This window comes from Pseudomonas sp. PVC-5-1, from assembly GCF_057444345.1.
Window position 1 is genome coordinate 1,041,709 of record NZ_CM172024.1, and the last position, 15,721, is coordinate 1,057,429.

General features: G+C 63.5%; 16 protein-coding genes. 9 read left to right on the plus strand and 7 right to left on the minus strand.

Features of this window, described 5'->3' with window-relative positions; all coding sequences use genetic code 11:
• Positions 1-2 precede the first annotated feature (2 nt).
• The 5 genes from hisC to AC2T3R_RS04835 all read left to right on the plus strand — a co-directional run bounded on the left by hisC (position 3) and on the right by AC2T3R_RS04835 (position 4,128).
• A complete protein-coding gene (gene hisC / locus AC2T3R_RS04815; protein ID WP_013971087.1) occupies positions 3-1,049 on the plus strand; it encodes a histidinol-phosphate transaminase in 1,047 nt (348 codons plus the stop codon).
• 208 nt (positions 1,050-1,257) lie between these two features.
• Complete coding sequence (locus AC2T3R_RS04820; protein WP_486744715.1) at positions 1,258-1,908, plus strand: FadR/GntR family transcriptional regulator; 651 nt, start codon at positions 1,258-1,260, stop codon at positions 1,906-1,908.
• A gap of 13 nt (positions 1,909-1,921) precedes the next feature.
• Positions 1,922-3,202: a CynX/NimT family MFS transporter gene (locus tag AC2T3R_RS04825; protein WP_486744716.1), complete on the plus strand. Its 1,281-nt coding sequence runs from the start codon at positions 1,922-1,924 to the stop codon at positions 3,200-3,202.
• 160 nt (positions 3,203-3,362) lie between these two features.
• Positions 3,363-3,839 carry a nuclear transport factor 2 family protein gene (locus tag AC2T3R_RS04830; RefSeq protein ID WP_486744717.1) on the plus strand — a complete coding sequence of 159 codons (477 nt, stop codon included), beginning with the start codon at positions 3,363-3,365 and terminating at the stop codon, positions 3,837-3,839.
• Positions 3,832-4,128 (plus strand): GIY-YIG nuclease family protein, encoded by a 297-nt coding sequence (locus AC2T3R_RS04835; RefSeq protein WP_054573144.1) that lies wholly within the window; start codon positions 3,832-3,834, stop codon positions 4,126-4,128. Before AC2T3R_RS04830 ends, AC2T3R_RS04835 begins: the two co-directional genes overlap by 8 nt.
• A 122-nt stretch (positions 4,129-4,250) precedes the next feature.
• On the opposite strand, the gene yejK is transcribed toward AC2T3R_RS04835, so the two are convergent.
• Complete coding sequence (yejK, locus tag AC2T3R_RS04840) at positions 4,251-5,258, minus strand: nucleoid-associated protein YejK (RefSeq protein ID WP_013971093.1); 1,008 nt, start codon at positions 5,256-5,258, stop codon at positions 4,251-4,253.
• A 370-nt stretch (positions 5,259-5,628) separates the two neighbouring features.
• Here yejK and AC2T3R_RS04845 point away from each other — a divergent pair, with 370 nt between their 5' ends.
• The gene (locus AC2T3R_RS04845) at positions 5,629-5,910 is read left to right on the plus strand and encodes an HU family DNA-binding protein (RefSeq protein WP_003257928.1); all 282 of its coding nucleotides are present in this window, start codon (positions 5,629-5,631) and stop codon (positions 5,908-5,910) included.
• Between the two features lie 50 nt (positions 5,911-5,960).
• Here the strand turns inward: AC2T3R_RS04845 and rlmF are convergent, their stop codons facing one another.
• The 5 genes from rlmF to AC2T3R_RS04870 all read right to left on the minus strand — a co-directional run bounded on the left by rlmF (position 5,961) and on the right by AC2T3R_RS04870 (position 12,496).
• Positions 5,961-6,914, minus strand: a complete 954-nt coding sequence (gene rlmF, locus AC2T3R_RS04850; protein WP_410951374.1) for a 23S rRNA (adenine(1618)-N(6))-methyltransferase RlmF — start codon at positions 6,912-6,914, stop codon at positions 5,961-5,963.
• A 178-nt stretch (positions 6,915-7,092) separates the two neighbouring features.
• A complete protein-coding gene (locus tag AC2T3R_RS04855; RefSeq protein WP_100412848.1) occupies positions 7,093-9,939 on the minus strand; it encodes a valine--tRNA ligase in 2,847 nt (948 codons plus the stop codon).
• Between the two features lie 211 nt (positions 9,940-10,150).
• The gene (locus AC2T3R_RS04860) at positions 10,151-10,516 is read right to left on the minus strand and encodes a hypothetical protein (protein WP_013971096.1); all 366 of its coding nucleotides are present in this window, start codon (positions 10,514-10,516) and stop codon (positions 10,151-10,153) included.
• A 5-nt stretch (positions 10,517-10,521) separates the two neighbouring features.
• Positions 10,522-10,953 (minus strand): DNA polymerase III subunit chi, encoded by a 432-nt coding sequence (locus AC2T3R_RS04865; RefSeq protein ID WP_486744718.1) that lies wholly within the window; start codon positions 10,951-10,953, stop codon positions 10,522-10,524.
• A 49-nt stretch (positions 10,954-11,002) separates the two neighbouring features.
• Positions 11,003-12,496 (minus strand): leucyl aminopeptidase, encoded by a 1,494-nt coding sequence (locus AC2T3R_RS04870; RefSeq protein ID WP_410951372.1) that lies wholly within the window; start codon positions 12,494-12,496, stop codon positions 11,003-11,005.
• A gap of 14 nt (positions 12,497-12,510) precedes the next feature.
• Here AC2T3R_RS04870 and AC2T3R_RS04875 point away from each other — a divergent pair, with 14 nt between their 5' ends.
• The 3 genes from AC2T3R_RS04875 to lptG are packed head-to-tail and all read left to right on the plus strand — an operon-like array spanning position 12,511 to position 14,967.
• Positions 12,511-12,801: a hypothetical protein gene (locus AC2T3R_RS04875; protein WP_023661648.1), complete on the plus strand. Its 291-nt coding sequence runs from the start codon at positions 12,511-12,513 to the stop codon at positions 12,799-12,801.
• Complete coding sequence (gene lptF / locus AC2T3R_RS04880; protein ID WP_397460472.1) at positions 12,798-13,913, plus strand: LPS export ABC transporter permease LptF; 1,116 nt, start codon at positions 12,798-12,800, stop codon at positions 13,911-13,913. The genes AC2T3R_RS04875 and lptF overlap by 4 nt, the downstream gene beginning before the upstream one ends.
• A complete protein-coding gene (gene lptG / locus AC2T3R_RS04885) occupies positions 13,906-14,967 on the plus strand; it encodes an LPS export ABC transporter permease LptG (protein ID WP_013971100.1) in 1,062 nt (353 codons plus the stop codon). The genes lptF and lptG overlap by 8 nt, the downstream gene beginning before the upstream one ends.
• A 176-nt stretch (positions 14,968-15,143) precedes the next feature.
• On the opposite strand, the gene AC2T3R_RS04890 is transcribed toward lptG, so the two are convergent.
• Positions 15,144-15,632, minus strand: coding sequence for an RDD family protein (locus AC2T3R_RS04890; protein WP_013971101.1), 489 nt, complete (start codon positions 15,630-15,632; stop codon positions 15,144-15,146).
• Positions 15,633-15,721 lie beyond the last annotated feature (89 nt).

A 15,721-nucleotide genomic window follows, 5' to 3' on the forward strand; every position in this document is an offset into this window, starting at 1 on the left:
GCATGAGTCGATTCTGGAGCCCCTTCGTCAAGGACCTGGTGCCTTACGTGCCGGGCGAGCAGCCCAAGCTGGCCCGCCTGGTCAAGCTGAACACCAACGAAAACCCCTACGGCCCGTCGCCCAAGGCGCTGGAGGCCATGCGCGGCGAGCTGAACGACAACCTGCGCCTGTACCCGGACCCGAACGGTGACCGGCTGAAGCAGGCGGTGGCCGAGTACTACGGCGTCACGCCGGCACAAGTGTTCGTCGGCAACGGCTCGGACGAGGTGCTGGCGCACATCTTCCACGGCCTGTTCCAGCACGACGCACCGCTGCTGTTCCCGGACATCAGCTACAGCTTCTACCCGGTCTACTGCGGTCTTTACGGTATTGCCTTCGAGCAGGTGGCGTTGGACGAGCAGTTCCAGATCCGCATCGAGGACTACAACAAGCCCAACGCCGGCATCATCTTCCCCAACCCCAACGCGCCGACCGGCTGCCTGATGCCGCTGCAGGCGGTGGAGCAGTTGCTGCAGGCCAACCGTGATTCGGTGGTGGTGGTGGATGAAGCCTACATCGACTTCGGGGGCGAAACAGCGATCAGCCTGGTGGACCGCTACGACAATCTGCTGGTCACCCAGACCCTATCGAAGTCGCGCTCGCTGGCGGGGCTGCGGGTTGGCCTGGCGGTTGGCCACCCGGACCTGATCGAAGCGCTGGAGCGGATCAAGAACAGCTTCAACTCCTACCCGCTGGACCGTGCCGCGATCGTCGGCGCAGCGGTGGCGTTCGAGGACCGCGAGTACTTCGAAGAAACCTGCCGCAAGGTGATCGACAGCCGCGAGGTATTGGTCGGGCAACTGCGGGCCAAGGGCTTCGAAGTGCTGCCGTCGGCGGCCAACTTCATCTTCGCCCGCCATCCGCAGCACGATGCCGGTGAGTTGGCTGCACGCCTGCGCGAGCAGGGGGTGATCGTGCGCCACTTCAAGCAGCCGCGTATTGCCCAGTTCCTGCGCATCACCATCGGTACGCCAGAGATGAACCAGGCGCTGCTTGATGCATTGAACTGACGGTATTGCAAGCTGCCGTGACGCGGCCCTTGTGGGAGCGGGCGTGCCCGCGAACACCGGCAACGCCGGTGCCATCCATCGCGTTGGATTCTTCGCGGGCATGCCCGCTCCCACAGGGATTTCCACTATCGCCAGAAACCATCAATGTTTGCTGTATTGCCGGTATACATTATGCTAACCAAATTCATCGGATGATTGGTTGAGTTTCATGAGTACCGAATTGACCAAGCGCTCCCTGGTCGAACTGGCCGTCGAGCGCATGCGAGAACGCATCCTGCTGGGCGACTGGCAGGTTGGCCAGCGTTTGCCGACCGAGCCGGAACTGGCCCTGCAGTTGGGCATAAGCCGCAACACCGTACGCGAGGCCATGCGTGTGCTGGCGTTCGGTGGCCTGGTGGAGATTCGCCAGGGGGATGGCAGCTACCTGCGCACGGCCCAGGACCCGCTACAGGCGGTGCAGGCGATGTCGCGCTGCACGCCCGAGCAGGCCCGTGAAACCCGGCACATCCTAGAAGCCGAGGCCATCGGCCTGGCCGCGCTGCGCCGAACCGACGCCGATCTTCAGGCGCTTCGTGATGCCCTGGCCAACAGTGCCGGGCATTTTCACGGTGATATCGATGCTTATGTGGCCTGCGACCTGGTGTTTCACCAGCGGCTGGTCGATGCCGCCCACAACCCGGCCTTGAGTGAGCTGTATCGGTACTTTTCCGGGGTGGTGGCTGCCGCGCTGCAGCACAACATGGCAACCGTGCCGCGCTGCCAGGCCACGTTCGACCTGCATGGGCAGATCCTTGCCGCAATCGAGCAACGCGATGCGGAGCAGGCCAAGCGCCTGAGCCGTACCCTTATCGAATCCTGACTCCGAGAAGGCCATGGCTGATTCCATCACCCGTAACACCCCACCGAGCGAGCGGGACCTCGATGAGTTGCTGATCGACGCCGAGGCTGACGACGAGCAGGTCCAACAGCAGCCGGTACAGATACAGCGGCCTTGGCTGTTGTTGCTCGGCCTGGTGCTGGTGGCATTGAACCTGCGCCCGGCATTGTCGAGCATGGCGCCGGTGCTGGGCCAGGTGTCCGAAGGCTTGGGGCTGAATGCCTCACAGGCCGGTTTGCTGACCACCTTGCCAGTGCTGTGCCTGGGCCTGTTCGCCCCCTTGGCGCCGGTGCTGGCGAGGCGCTTTGGCAGCGAGCGGGTGATCCTCGGCATCCTCGCCACCCTGGCGCTTGGTATCGTCGTGCGCAGTAGCCTGGGGGCCACCGGGGTGTTCCTCGGCAGCCTGATGGCCGGGGCCAGTATCGGCATCATTGGCGTGCTGTTGCCGGGCATCGTCAAGCGCGATTTCCCGCAACACGCTGGCACCTTGACCGGCGTATACACCATGGCGCTGTGCCTTGGCGCCGCCATGGCTGCAGGCGCCACGGTGCCTCTGGCCCAGCACTTCAACGACAGCTGGGCGCTGGGGCTTGGCTTCTGGATGCTGCCGGCCCTGCTGGCCATGCTGGTATGGCTGCCGCAGGCCCGCCAGGGTCATGGCCTGCACAAGGTGGCTTATCGCGTGCGTGGGCTATGGCGGGACCCGCTGGCCTGGCAGGTGACCCTGTACATGGGCCTGCAGTCGTCACTGGCCTATATCGTCTTTGGCTGGTTGCCATCGATCATGATCGGTCGCGGCCTGAGCCCGACCGAGGCGGGGCTGGTGCTGTCGGGGTCGGTAATCGTGCAGCTGGTCAGTTCGCTCAGTGCGCCCTGGCTGGCCACTCGCGGCAAGGACCAGCGCCTGGCCATCGTGCTGGTCATGCTGATTACCCTGACCGGCCTGTTCGGTTGCCTGTATGCGCCGCTTTCCGGGCTGTGGGGCTGGGCGGTTGTGCTGGGCCTGGGGCAGGGCGGTACCTTTGCCCTGGCGCTGACCTTGATCGTGCTGCGCTCGAAGGATGCCCATGTCGCGGCGAACCTGTCGAGCATGGCGCAGGGGGTGGGTTATACCCTGGCGTCGATGGGGCCGTTTGCGGTGGGGCTGGTACATGACCTGACCGGGGGCTGGGTGGCAGTGGGGTGGATTTTTGCCGTGCTGGGGGCGGGGGCCATCGTGTTCGGCCTGGGGGCTGGGCGGGCTTTGCATGTGCAGGTGAGCAGCGAGAAAGTCTGAAGCTGATATTGGCAGTGCTGGCCCTTTCGCGGGTAAACCCGCTCCTACAGGGATCGCACATAGCTTGAAGCCGTGATGTACCCGCGAAAGGGCCGGTACTGGCATAAGCAACCGGGGCAGATTATCGTGCTGCTTTCATCCCCAGGACGGACCAGCCCACATGAGCGACGCCAACCGCGACCTGATCACCCGCTTCTACCAGGCCTTCCAGCGCCTGGACGCCGAGGCCATGGTCGCCTGCTACAGCGACGATATCGTCTTCAGCGACCCGGTCTTCGGCACCTTGCGTGGCAAGGATGCAGGCGACATGTGGCGAATGCTCACCAGCCGGGCCAAGGACTTCACCCTGACCTTCGACAACGTCCGCGCCGATGAACGCACGGGCGGCGCACATTGGGTGGCCACCTACCTGTTCAGCCAGACCGGCCGCATCGTGGTCAATGATATCCAGGCGCGTTTCGTGATCCGTGACGGTTTGATCTGCCAGCACGATGACCACTTCGACTTGTGGCGTTGGTCGCGGCAGGCGCTGGGTGTGCCTGGCATGCTGCTGGGCTGGTCGCCGCTGGTGCAGAACAAGGTACGCCAGCAGGCGTTCAAAGGATTGCGAGCATTCCAGCAGGCCCAGGGTGAGTGACCCCGTTGAAATTGCCGCCAGCAAACCCTGGTATGTCTACTTGGTAAGGGCTGCCAATGGATCGCTGTATTGCGGCATCAGCGATGACCCGCAGCGGCGCTTTCTGGCGCACCAGAAAGGGCAGGGCGCGCGTTACTTCAAGACCAGCCCGGCCCAGGCGCTGGTGTATGTGGAGCAATGGCCGGACAAGGGCGAGGCGTTACGCCAGGAGCGGCTGGTGAAGCGGCTGCGCAAGTCGGCGAAGGAGGCGTTGGTGGCCTCCTATGGCGCAGTTGTGGCTGCTAATTAGGGCCGCTTCGCGCCCCATCGCCGGCAAGCCAGCTCCCACTTCGACTGCATAGACCTCAGGCCTGTGCAGTACCTGTGGGAGCTGGCTTGCCGGCGATGGGCTGCGCAGCAGCCCCGGGGTCATCAGTCCTTGCGCCGCTTCAACTGATCCACCAAGGTGGTCGGAAGGCCCTTGATGATCAAGGTCCCTGCCGCTTCGTCATACTCGACCTTGTCCCCCAGCAGGTGCGCTTCGAAGCTGATCGACAACCCCTCGGCACGGCCGGTGAAGCGGCGGAACTGGTTGAGGGTGCGCTTGTCCGCAGGGATTTCCGGCGACAGACCGTAGTCCTTGTTGCGGATGTGGTCGTAGAACGCCTTGGGCCGATCCTCGTCGATCAGGCTGGACAGCTCCTCCAGCGTGACCGGTTCGCCCAGCTTGGTCTGGGTAGTGGCGTACTCGACCAGGGTCTGGGTTTTTTCGCGGGCGGACTCTTCCGGCAGGTCTTCGCTCTCGACGAAGTCGCTGAAGGCCTTGAGCAGGGTGCGGGTTTCGCCCGGGCCGTCGACGCCCTCCTGGCAGCCGATGAAGTCACGGAAGTAGTCCGAGACCTTCTTGCCGTTCTTGCCCTTGATGAACGAAATGTACTGTTTGGAGTTCTGGTTGTTCTTCCACTCCGACAGGTTGATGCGCGCCGCCAGGTGCAGTTGGCCAAGGTCGAGGTGCCGCGAAGGCGTCACATCAAGCTCGGCGTTCACTGCCACACCTTCGCTGTGGTGCAGAAGGGCGATCGCCAGGTATTCGGTCATGCCTTGCTGGTAGTGGGCAAAAAGGATGTGGCCGCCGGTGGACAGGTTGGACTCTTCCATCAGCTTTTGCAGGTGCTCCACGGCCACACGGCTGAAGGAAGTAAAGTCCTTTTCTTCGTCCAGATACTGCTTCAGCCAGCCGCTCAGCGGGTAGGCGCCGGACTCGCCGTGGAAAAAGCCCCAGGCCTTGCCTTGCTTGGCGTTGTAGCTGTCATTGAGGTCGGCCAGCAGGTTTTCGATGGCGTCGGAGGCAGCCAGTTCGGAATCGCGGGCATGCAGCACGGCGGGGCTGCCATCGGGCTTTTTGTCGATCAGGTGAACGATGCAATGACGGATTGGCATGGAATTCTCGGCGAGCTGCAAAAGTCATCCAGTTTACCCTAGACACCAGGTGATGCAGTGGCCGGATGTTGGCAGAAATGCCGGTTGTTCGTTTTTTGTTCAATTTTGTGCGTTTTGGGCTAAAACCCCCGAAAAACCTGCATTAAATCGAAGCGTGCAGCGGATATTTATCTGCTCCTGTGGTAGTTTTGCGCGGTCTTGCGCCCCTTGTGTGGCGCATTGCTGGCAGCGTGCTGTCGTCGTGTCGAACCAAACGTCGATTTGCGTATCTACATACGCGATTGGCGCGGCCCTCCACTTTCAGGGGCTGGCCCGATAACGTCGTAGTCCGCTGCATAACCATCGAATTTGATAGGGAAGGAACACCACCATGGCATTGACCAAAGACCAACTGATTGCCGACATCGCCGAATCGATCGCCGCGCCAAAAGCCACCGCCAAGAATGCTCTGGAGCAACTGGGCCAGATCGTTGCCGACCAGCTGGAAAACGGCGCTGAAATCACTCTGCCAGGTATCGGCAAACTGAAAGTCGCTGAGCGTCCTGCCCGTACCGGCCGCAACCCTTCGACTGGCGCTGCCATCGAAATCGCTGCCAAGAAAGTCGTCAAGTTCGTTCCGGCCAAAGTGCTGACCGACGCCATCAACAAGTAATTGTTGAAGCTTTGACGAAACCGCGCCCGGCTTGCCCGGACGCGGTTTTTTCATGCCTGGGTTTTACGCGCGGCGTGCCAGGCCTGGCGCGCCTCGTCGTCGTGGAAGCTCCAGGCGACCATGCGGCTTTGCTTCTGCCCCTGGCCCATTTCACTGATGCGCACGGCCTTGGCGCCCGCTTTCCTGAGCGCAGCCTCGATCCCCGGCAAGTTGCTGGCCTTGGACACCAGGCTGGTGAACCACAGTACCCGTTCGGCGTACTGCACGCTTTCACTGACCAGTTGGCTGACAAAGCGGATCTCGCCGCCTTCGCACCACAGTTCGTTGTTCTGGCCACCGAAGTTGAGCACCGGCAGCTTGCGCTTGGGGTCCTGTTTGCCGAGGTTCTTCCACTTGCGCTGGCTGCCACGGGTGGCTTCGTCGCGTGAGGCATGGAAGGGCGGGTTGCACAGGGTCAGGTCGAAGCGTTCGCCCTCCTGCAGCAGGCCGCTGAGGATGTGCGCACGGTTGGCCTGTTGGCGCAGGGTGATGGCCTTGCCCAGGCCGTTGGCCTGGACGATGGCCTTGGCCGAAGCCAGGGCTACGGGGTCGATGTCCGAGCCAAGGAAGCGCCAGCGGTAATCGCTGTAGCCCAGCAGCGGGTAGATGCAGTTGGCACCCACGCCGATGTCCAGCGTACGCACCTGGGCGCCCTTGGGGATCTCGCCGGCATTGTCATCGGCCAGCAGGTCGGCGGCGACGTGGATGTAGTCGGCGCGGCCAGGAATCGGCGGGCACAGGTAGTCGGCGGGGATATCCCAGTGCTGGATGCCGTACTGGGCCTTCAGCAGCGCACGGTTGAACACCCGCACGGCCTCGGGGTTGGCGAAGTCGATGCTGGGTTTGCCGTGGGGGTTGGTGATGGTGAAGCGCGCCAGGTCAGGGTGGGCCTTGATCAGGCTGGGGAAGTCGTAGCGGCCCTGGTGGCGGTTGCGCGGGTGCAGGGTGGGTTTGTTCGGGGTCATGGCAGTGTCCAGCCCTATACGAGCGGTGGCTGATAGAGCCTGGGGCTGCTTTGCAGCCCTTTCGCGACACAAGGCCGCTCCTACAGGATAGCGGCGCCCTTCAGACCGGCGCCGTCCCTGTAGGAGCGGCCTTGTGTCGCGAAAGGGCCGCAAAGCGGCCCCAGCTTTTCTCTAGTGATTAAAGCGCTGCAATCCGCGCATGCTGCTCGGTGAAGTTGGCCAGGGCCTGTTCGGACTCGGCCAGCTTGGCGCGTTCCTTCTCGATCACGGCAGGTGGTGCCTTGTCGACGAAGGCGGCGTTGGACAGCTTGCCACCCACGCGTGCCACTTCACCCTGCAGGCGCTGGATTTCCTTGTTCAGGCGCGCCAGCTCGGCATCCTTGTCGATCAGGCCGGCCATTGGCACCAGCACTTGCAGGTCACCGACCAGGGCGGTGGCCGACAGCGGCGCTTCGTCGGCATCGCCCAGTACGGTGAACGATTCGACCTTGGCCAGCTTCTTCAGCAGGGCTTCGTTTTCCTGCAGGCGACGCTGGTCGTCGGCGTTGGCGTTCTTAAGGAACAGCGGCAGCGGCTTGCCCGGGCCGATGTTCATTTCGGCGCGGATGTTGCGCAGGCCGACCATCAGCTCCTTGAGCCACTCGATGTCGCCTTCGGCGGCAGCATCGATGCGGCTTTCATTGGCCACCGGCCATGGCTGCAGCATGATGGTCTTGCCTTCGATGCCGGCCAGCGGCGCGATGCGCTGCCAGATTTCTTCGGTGATGAACGGCATGAACGGATGCGCCAGGCGCAGCGCCACTTCCAGCACGCGCACCAGGGTGCGGCGGGTGCCACGGGCGCGCTCGACCGGGGCGTTCTCGTCCCACAGCACCGGCTTGGACAGCTCCAGGTACCAGTCGCAGTACTGGTTCCAGATGAACTCGTACAGCGCTTGGCTGGCCAGGTCGAAGCGGAACTGCTCCAGCTGGCGGGTCACTTCGGCTTCGGTACGCTGCAGCTGCGAGATGATCCAGCGGTCGGCCAGCGACAGCTCGTAGGCCTCGCCGTTCTGGCCGCAGTCTTCGCCCTTGTCCAGCACGTAGCGGGCGGCGTTCCAGATCTTGTTGCAGAAGTTGCGGTAGCCTTCGACGCGGCCCATGTCGAACTTGATGTCACGGCCGGTGGAGGCCAACGAGCAGAAGGTGAAGCGCAGGGCGTCGGTGCCGTAGCTGGCGATACCTTCGGGGAACTCGGCCTTGGTCTGCTTGGCGATTTTTTCGGCAAGCTTGGGCTGCATCATGCCGCTGGTGCGTTTTTCCAGCAGGGCGTCGAGGGTGATGCCGTCGACGATGTCCAGCGGGTCCAGCACGTTGCCCTTGGACTTGGACATCTTCTGGCCCTGGCCGTCACGTACCAGGCCGTGCACGTATACGGTCTTGAACGGTACCTGCGGGGTGCCATCCTCGTTCTTGATCAGGTGCATGGTCAGCATGATCATGCGCGCAACCCAGAAGAAGATGATGTCGAAGCCGGTTACCAGCACGTCGGTGGAGTGGAATTTCTTGAGGAACTCGGTCTGTTCCGGCCAGCCCAGGGTGGAGAAGGTCCACAGGCCCGAGCTGAACCAGGTGTCGAGTACGTCGTCGTCCTGGCGCAGGACCACGTCGGCGCCCAGGTTGTGCTTGGCGCGCACTTCTTCCTCGTTGCGGCCGACATAGACCTGGCCTGCCTCGTCGTACCATGCCGGGATGCGGTGGCCCCACCACAGCTGTCGGCTGATGCACCAGTCCTGGATGTCACGCATCCAGGAGAAGTACATGTTCTCGTACTGCTTGGGCACGAACTGGATGCGGCCATCTTCCACGGCGGCGATGGCAGGTTCTGCCAGCGGCTTGGTGGAAACGTACCACTGGTCGGTCAGCCACGGCTCGATGACGGTGCCCGAACGGTCGCCTTTCGGCACTTTCAGCGCGTGGTCGTCGATGCTCACCAGCAGGCCCTGGGCATCCAGGTCGGCGACGATCTGCTTGCGTGCGACGAAGCGGTCGAGGTTGGCGTACTGGGCCGGCAGGCGGGTGTCCACCTGATCGTTGATGCTGCCGTCGAGGTTGAAGGCCTGCGCGCTGGCCAGCACGAAGGCATTCTTGTCGAAGATGTTCAGCAGCGGCAGGTTGTGGCGTTTGCCGACTTCGTAGTCGTTGAAGTCGTGGGCCGGGGTGATCTTCACGCAGCCGGTACCGAACTCGGGGTCGCAGTAGTCGTCGGCGATGATCGGGATGCGGCGGCCGACCAGCGGCAATTCGACGAACTTGCCGATCAGTGCCTGGTAGCGCTCGTCGTTCGGGTTGACTGCCACGGCCGCGTCACCCAGTAGGGTTTCCGGACGGGTGGTGGCGACGACCAGGTAGTCCTTGCCTTCGGCGGTCTTGGCGCCGTCGGCCAGCGGGTAGCGCAGGTTCCACAGGTGGCCCTTCTCGTCGTGGTTTTCCACTTCGAGGTCGGAGATGGCCGTGTGCAGCTTGGTGTCCCAGTTGACCAGGCGCTTGCCGCGGTAGATCAGGCCGTCTTCATGCAGGCGCACGAAGGCTTCCTTGACCGCTTCGGACAGGCCGTCGTCCATGGTGAAACGCTCGCGGCTCCAGTCGACCGACGAGCCCAGACGGCGGATCTGACGGCTGATGTTGCCGCCGGACTGGTCCTTCCATTCCCAGACCTTTTCCAGGAACTTTTCGCGGCCCAGGTCATGACGGTTCTGGCCCTTGGCCTCTAGCTGGCGCTCGACCAGCATCTGGGTGGCGATACCGGCGTGGTCGGTGCCTGGCTGCCACAGGGTGTCGCGGCCTTGCATGCGGCGGAAACGGATCAGGGCGTCCATGATCGCGTTGTTGAAACCGTGGCCCATGTGCAGGCTGCCGGTCACGTTCGGCGGCGGGATCATGATGGTGTAGGACTCGCCTGCACCTTGTGGAGCGAAATAGTTCTCGGACTCCCAGGTGTTGTACCAGGAAGTTTCGATGGCGTGCGGCTGGTAGGTCTTATCCATGCGCGGCGGGACCCTGTGCATTTATTCGGGAAAGCCGGGAAGTATAACCAAGCTGGGGGCCGCAGGCGACAAGCTGCTGACAACTGTCGGAACAGTGGCGCCTGCTTCGCGGACACGCCCGCTCCCACAGGTCCACCACAGGTCTTGCGGGCTGTGGGGACCCTGTGGGAGCGGGCGTGCCCGCGAAGCAGGCGACCTGGATGTTCGGAATCTACTCGGAACGCTTGATCAACCGCTCAATCCGCGCATCCAGTCGGCGCTTGATCTCGTTCTCGATGTGCGGGGTGAAGTCGTTGATCACGTCCTGCATGATCATCTGCGCCGCCGCACGCAGTTCGCTTTCCAGGTGCAGCAGGGTGTCCTGGCGACGGGTCTGCGGGTCGTCTTCGGGTTCGGCAGCTACCGGTTCGGCCGCAGGCACATGGTTGCCGGGCGCTTCTTCCAGCAGCAACGGGATCTGCTCCACCGTCTCGGTCAGCAGCGGTGGTTGCAGGTCGGCGTCGCCAAGCAACTGGCGTATCGACTCGAGGTCATCGAGAAGATGGGCGGAATCGGGCAGGGGGGAGGGTTTGTCCATCGTCGTCAAAGTCGCTGTAAGCGGTGGTCTTGCAGAGCATAGCCCTGTTCACGGTAGAAACGGAATCGTTCACGGGCCGATTGGCGGATGCCAGGCTCTTCGACGACGATTTCGGCCACCCGCTCGAACTGGCCGACGAAGGCCGGTACGCCGGCGCCCAGGTTGATCAACAGGTCGTGGTGGTCGCCCGCACTGTCGGCGGCCAGGCCCAATGCCACGCTGGCATCGGCATGTACCTCCGCGAGGTCGTGGGGCACGAAGGCCTCGCCCTTGAAGCGCCACAGGCGTTGGTCCAGCTCGGTGCGCTGCCCGGCGTCCTGGCAATGCAGGTAGACCCGGTGGCCAAGGCGCCAGGCCTTTTCGCACAGCTTGCAGGCGAAATCGAGCCGCGCCGACAGCGAGTCGGTGGGCAGGATGTAGAAATCGACTTTGCTCATGGTGGTATCGCCGGCCGGTGGCGCGCGCGGCGCCACCGGCTCAATGGCGTCAGGCGCCGGCGCGGTCCAGCAGGTACTGGGTCAGCAGGGGTACAGGGCGGCCAGTGGCGCCCTTGTCCTTGCCGCCGCTGACCCAGGCAGTGCCGGCGATGTCCATGTGCGCCCAGTCGTAGGCCTTGGCAAAGCGCGACAGGAAGCAGCCGGCGGTGATGGTGCCGGCCTTCGGTCCGCCGATGTTGCCCATGTCGGCGAACGGGCTGTCCAGTTGCTCCTGGTACTCATCGAACAGCGGCAGCTGCCAGGCACGGTCGTCGGCGCGCTTGCCGGCGTCGAGCAACTGGCCGACCAGGTCGTCGTTGTTGCCCATCAGGCCGGTGGTGTGGCTGCCCAGGGCGACGATGCAGGCACCGGTCAGGGTGGCGATGTCGATGACTGCCTGCGGCTTGAAGCGCTCGGCGTAGGTCAGGGTGTCGCACAGCACCAGGCGGCCTTCGGCGTCGGTGTTGAGGATTTCCACGGTCTGCCCGCTCATGGTGGTGACGATGTCACCCGGGCGGGTGGCGCCGCCGCTCGGCATGTTCTCGGCGCAGGCCAGCAGGCACACCAGGTTGACCGGCAGCTGCAGCTCGAGCACCGCACGCAGGGTGCCGAGCACGCTGGCGGCACCGCACATGTCGTACTTCATTTCGTCCATGCCGGCACCAGGCTTGAGGCTGATGCCGCCGGTGTCGAAGGTAATGCCCTTGCCCACCAGCACGAACGGCTTGTCCGCCTTCTTGCCGCCCTGGTAGTTGAGCACGATCAGGCGTGGCGGCTGGTCGCTGCCCTGGCCGACGGCATAAAACGCGCCCATGCCGAGGTCCTTGATCTTCTTCTCGTCCAGCACTTCGACTTTCAGCGCCTTGTGCGCCTTGCCCAGGTCCTTGGCCTGTTCGGCCAGGAAGCTTGGGTGGCACAGGTTGGGCGGCAGGTTGCCCAGGTCGCGCGTGAAGGCCATGCCGGTGGCGATGGCACTGGCATGCTTGACGGCACGTTCGACCTCGGCCTGGCCGGTCTTGTCGGTCAGCAGGGTGACCTTCTTCAGGGCGCGCGGCTCTGCCTTCTGGCTCTTGAAACGATCGAACACGTACTCGCCGTCGAGCAGGGTTTCGGCCAGCAGGCGGTACTTGCCGTAGTGGGCGTCACGGTTGCTGACCGCGATGTCGTCCAGGGCCAGCACGGCGTCAGCGCCGTTCAGACCCTTGAGCACGCCGGCGACGCTGGCGACCAGTTTGCGCCAGGCGCGGTCGCCCAGGGCTTCGTCCTTGCCGCTGCCCACCAGCAGCACGCGCTCGGCCTTCAGGCCCGCGAGGTTCTGCAGAAGCAGGGTCTGGCCCGGTTTGCCGGCCAGGTCGCCACGCTTGAGCACGGCACTGATGGCGCCTTCGCTGGCCTGGTCGACGGCCTTGGCCACAGCGCCGAGCTTGCGGTTTTCACCTACCGGGAGGACCAGGGTGGCGGTTTTTACAGATGCAGCAGCTACGCTTTTTACAACCAGTTCCATGTCAGGATCCCCGAATGATCGATACAGTCGGCGCTGTGTATTCCAGCGCTCTGGACGGGCCTGGCCGCGTCGTCGCGCGCCAGCGGAAAAGCTGCCAGTTTGAGCCTGCGGCAAGCGTGCTGACAACCCCGTTATGCGCCTTCATGCGCGGCGAAGTGACAGGGGCGGTCAATCACAGGATAATGCGCGCACTTTACATGGAGGTTCGCCTTTGGCGAACCGGCATTGGTCTTGGCTGTACTAAGTCATTGTTTGGCGCCATTGATTGGCAGTCCGCCCTGACAACCCAGGAGTGTCTGGTTTGATCGTCTTTCGTTATCTGTCCCGCGAGGTCCTGGTGACCTTGAGCGCCGTCAGCGCCGTGCTGCTGGTGATCATCATGAGCGGGCGCTTCATCAAGTACCTGGCCCAGGCTGCCCAGGGTGTGCTCGACCCGAGCGTGCTGTTCCTGATCATGGGCTTCCGTCTGCCGGGCTTCCTGCAGCTGATCCTGCCTTTGGGGCTGTTCCTCGGCATTCTCCTGGCGTACGGGCGCCTGTACCTGGAAAGCGAGATGACTGTGCTGTCGGCCACCGGTATGAGCCAGCAGCGCCTGCTGGGCTTGACCATGGCGCCGGCCGCCCTGGTCGCCCTGCTGGTGGCCTGGCTGAGCCTGAGCCTGGCGCCGCTTGGTGTTGCCCAGGTGCAGCAGATCATCAGCCAGCAGGATGCCCTGACAGAGTTCGACACCCTGGTGCCGGGCCGCTTCCAGACCCTGCGCGACGGCTCTCGGGTGACCTACACCGAAGAACTGTCGGATGACCGCATCAACCTGGCCGGGGTGTTCATTTCCGAGAAGCGCTTCAACCAGGACAAGACGAAGGACCGCGCCCCGTCAGTGCTGGTTGCCGAAAAAGGCCACCAGGAAATCCAGGCCGACGGCAACCGCTACCTGGTGCTGGAAAACGGTTACCGTTACGACGGCAACCCGGGCCAGGCCGATTACCGTGCTATCAAGTACGACACCTACGGCGTGCTGCTGCCCAAGCCGGAAGTCGCCGAGGAAGTGACCGATCGCGAAGCCATCCCCACTTCCGAGCTGATCGGCAAGAAGGACCTGCGTGAGCGCGCTGAGCTGCAATGGCGGCTGTCGCTGCCGATCCTGGTGTTCATCGTCACCATGCTGGCGGTGCCGCTGTCCCGGGTCAACCCGCGCCAGGGTCGCTTCCTCAAGCTGCTGCCGGCAATTCTTCTGTACATGGCTTACCTGACAATGCTGATTTCCGTACGTGGCGCCCTAGAGAAGGGCAAACTGCCGATCGCCCTGGGCATGTGGTGGGTCCACGGCCTGTTCCTGCTGATCGGTCTGGGCCTGATGTACTGGGAGCCGCTGCGCCTCAAGCGCGCTGCCCGTCGTGCGGAGGTGGCCCATGGGTAAGCTCGACCGCTACATCGGCCAGAGCGTTCTGCTGGCCATTCTCGCCGTGTTGGGGATCATCCTCGGCCTGGCTTCGCTGTTTGCCTTCATCGACGAGATGAACGACCTGAGTGACACCTACACGGTGATGGAGGCGGGCAACTTCGTCCTGCTGACCGCACCACGGCGCCTGTACGAAATGCTGCCGATGGCCGCCTTGATCGGCTGCCTGATTGGCCTGGGCAGCCTGGCCAGCAGCAGCGAACTGACCATCATGCGTGCTGCCGGGGTTTCCATCGGGCGCATCGTCTGGGCGGTGATGAAGCCGATGCTGGTACTGATGCTGGTCGGCCTGCTGATTGGCGAGTACGTGGCGCCGGTGACCGAGAACAAGGCCCAGGCCGACCGTTCCCTGGCCCAGGGCGGTGGTGAGGCGCAAAGCTCCAAGCGCGGCATGTGGCACCGCCAGGGCGAGGAGTACGTGCACATCAACGCCGTGCAGCCTAACGGCCTGCTGCTGGGTGTGACCCGTTACCGCTTCGACAGCGAGCGCAAGATCGTCACCTCCAGCTTCGCCCGCCGTGCACAGTACCAGGACGACCACTGGATGCTCAGCGACGTGCGCACCACCTTCTTCCGTGGCGACCACACTGAAGTGGTGACCGCGCCGCAGGAGCGCTGGGACGTTTCGCTCACCCCGCAACTGCTCAATACCGTGATCCTGGCGCCGGAGTCGCTGTCCATCACTGGGCTGTGGGGCTACATCCACTACCTGTCCGACCAGGGCCTGAACAATGCCCGTTACTGGCTGGCGTTCTGGACCAAGGTATTGCAGCCGATGGTGACCGCGGCGCTGGTGCTGATGGCCATTTCCTTCATCTTCGGCCCGCTGCGTTCGGTAACCCTTGGCCAGCGCGTGTTCACCGGTGTACTGGTGGGCTTCGTGTTCCGCATCGCCCAGGACCTGTTGGGGCCTTCGAGCCAGGTGTTCGGCTTCCCGCCGCTGCTGGCGGTGGTGATCCCGGCAGGCATCTGTGCATTGGCCGGGGTGTGGTTGTTGCGTCGGGCAGGTTGATGGCCTGAGCAGTACAAAAAAGCCGACCCCAGGGTCGGCTTTTTGCTGCATTTGTGTTGCCTTCTTCGCGGGCTTGCCCGCTCTCACAGGTTCATCACAAGTCCTGAGGATGGTGAGGTTCCTGTGGGAGCGGGCGAGCCCGCGAAGAGGCCAGCACAGGCAATACAGGTCTCAGCTCATTTCTTCTGCTTCGGCACCCGCACCAGCTGGCTTTCCGAATAGATGTCATGCCAGCCCCTCTGGCGCTTGTCGATCAACGCCCAGAAAAAACCCAGCCCCAGGCACAGCCACGAGGCAATCGACACCACGAAGCGCAGCAGCGCCTGCCACAGGCTGATGGCCGTGCCATCGGCGTTCTGCACCCGCACGCCCCACACCTGCATGCCCAGGGTCTGCCCGCCATGGGTCCAGAACTTGGCAAAGAAACCGAAGAGGACGAACAGCAGCACCGTCGACAGCAGAGGGTCGCCGTCCAGTGCGCCAGCCTCGGTCAATTCACGCATGCGGGCTTCGCCGATGATCGCCATCTGGATCATCTTGTAGGCGCCGGCGGTCACGATCAGCAGCGCCGTGCACAGCAGGAAGTCGTAGAACATCGCCGCCAGGCGCCGGCCCAGGCCGACCGGCGGAAAATCACCCTGAGGTGTGAGCTGAGGCTTGGACATGCAAAACGGCTCCAGAAGACGAAGCCGCTATTCTACGGGCAAAAAAAAGCCCCTGCACATGGCAGGGGCTTTTCTCGAAGTCGGGTTCG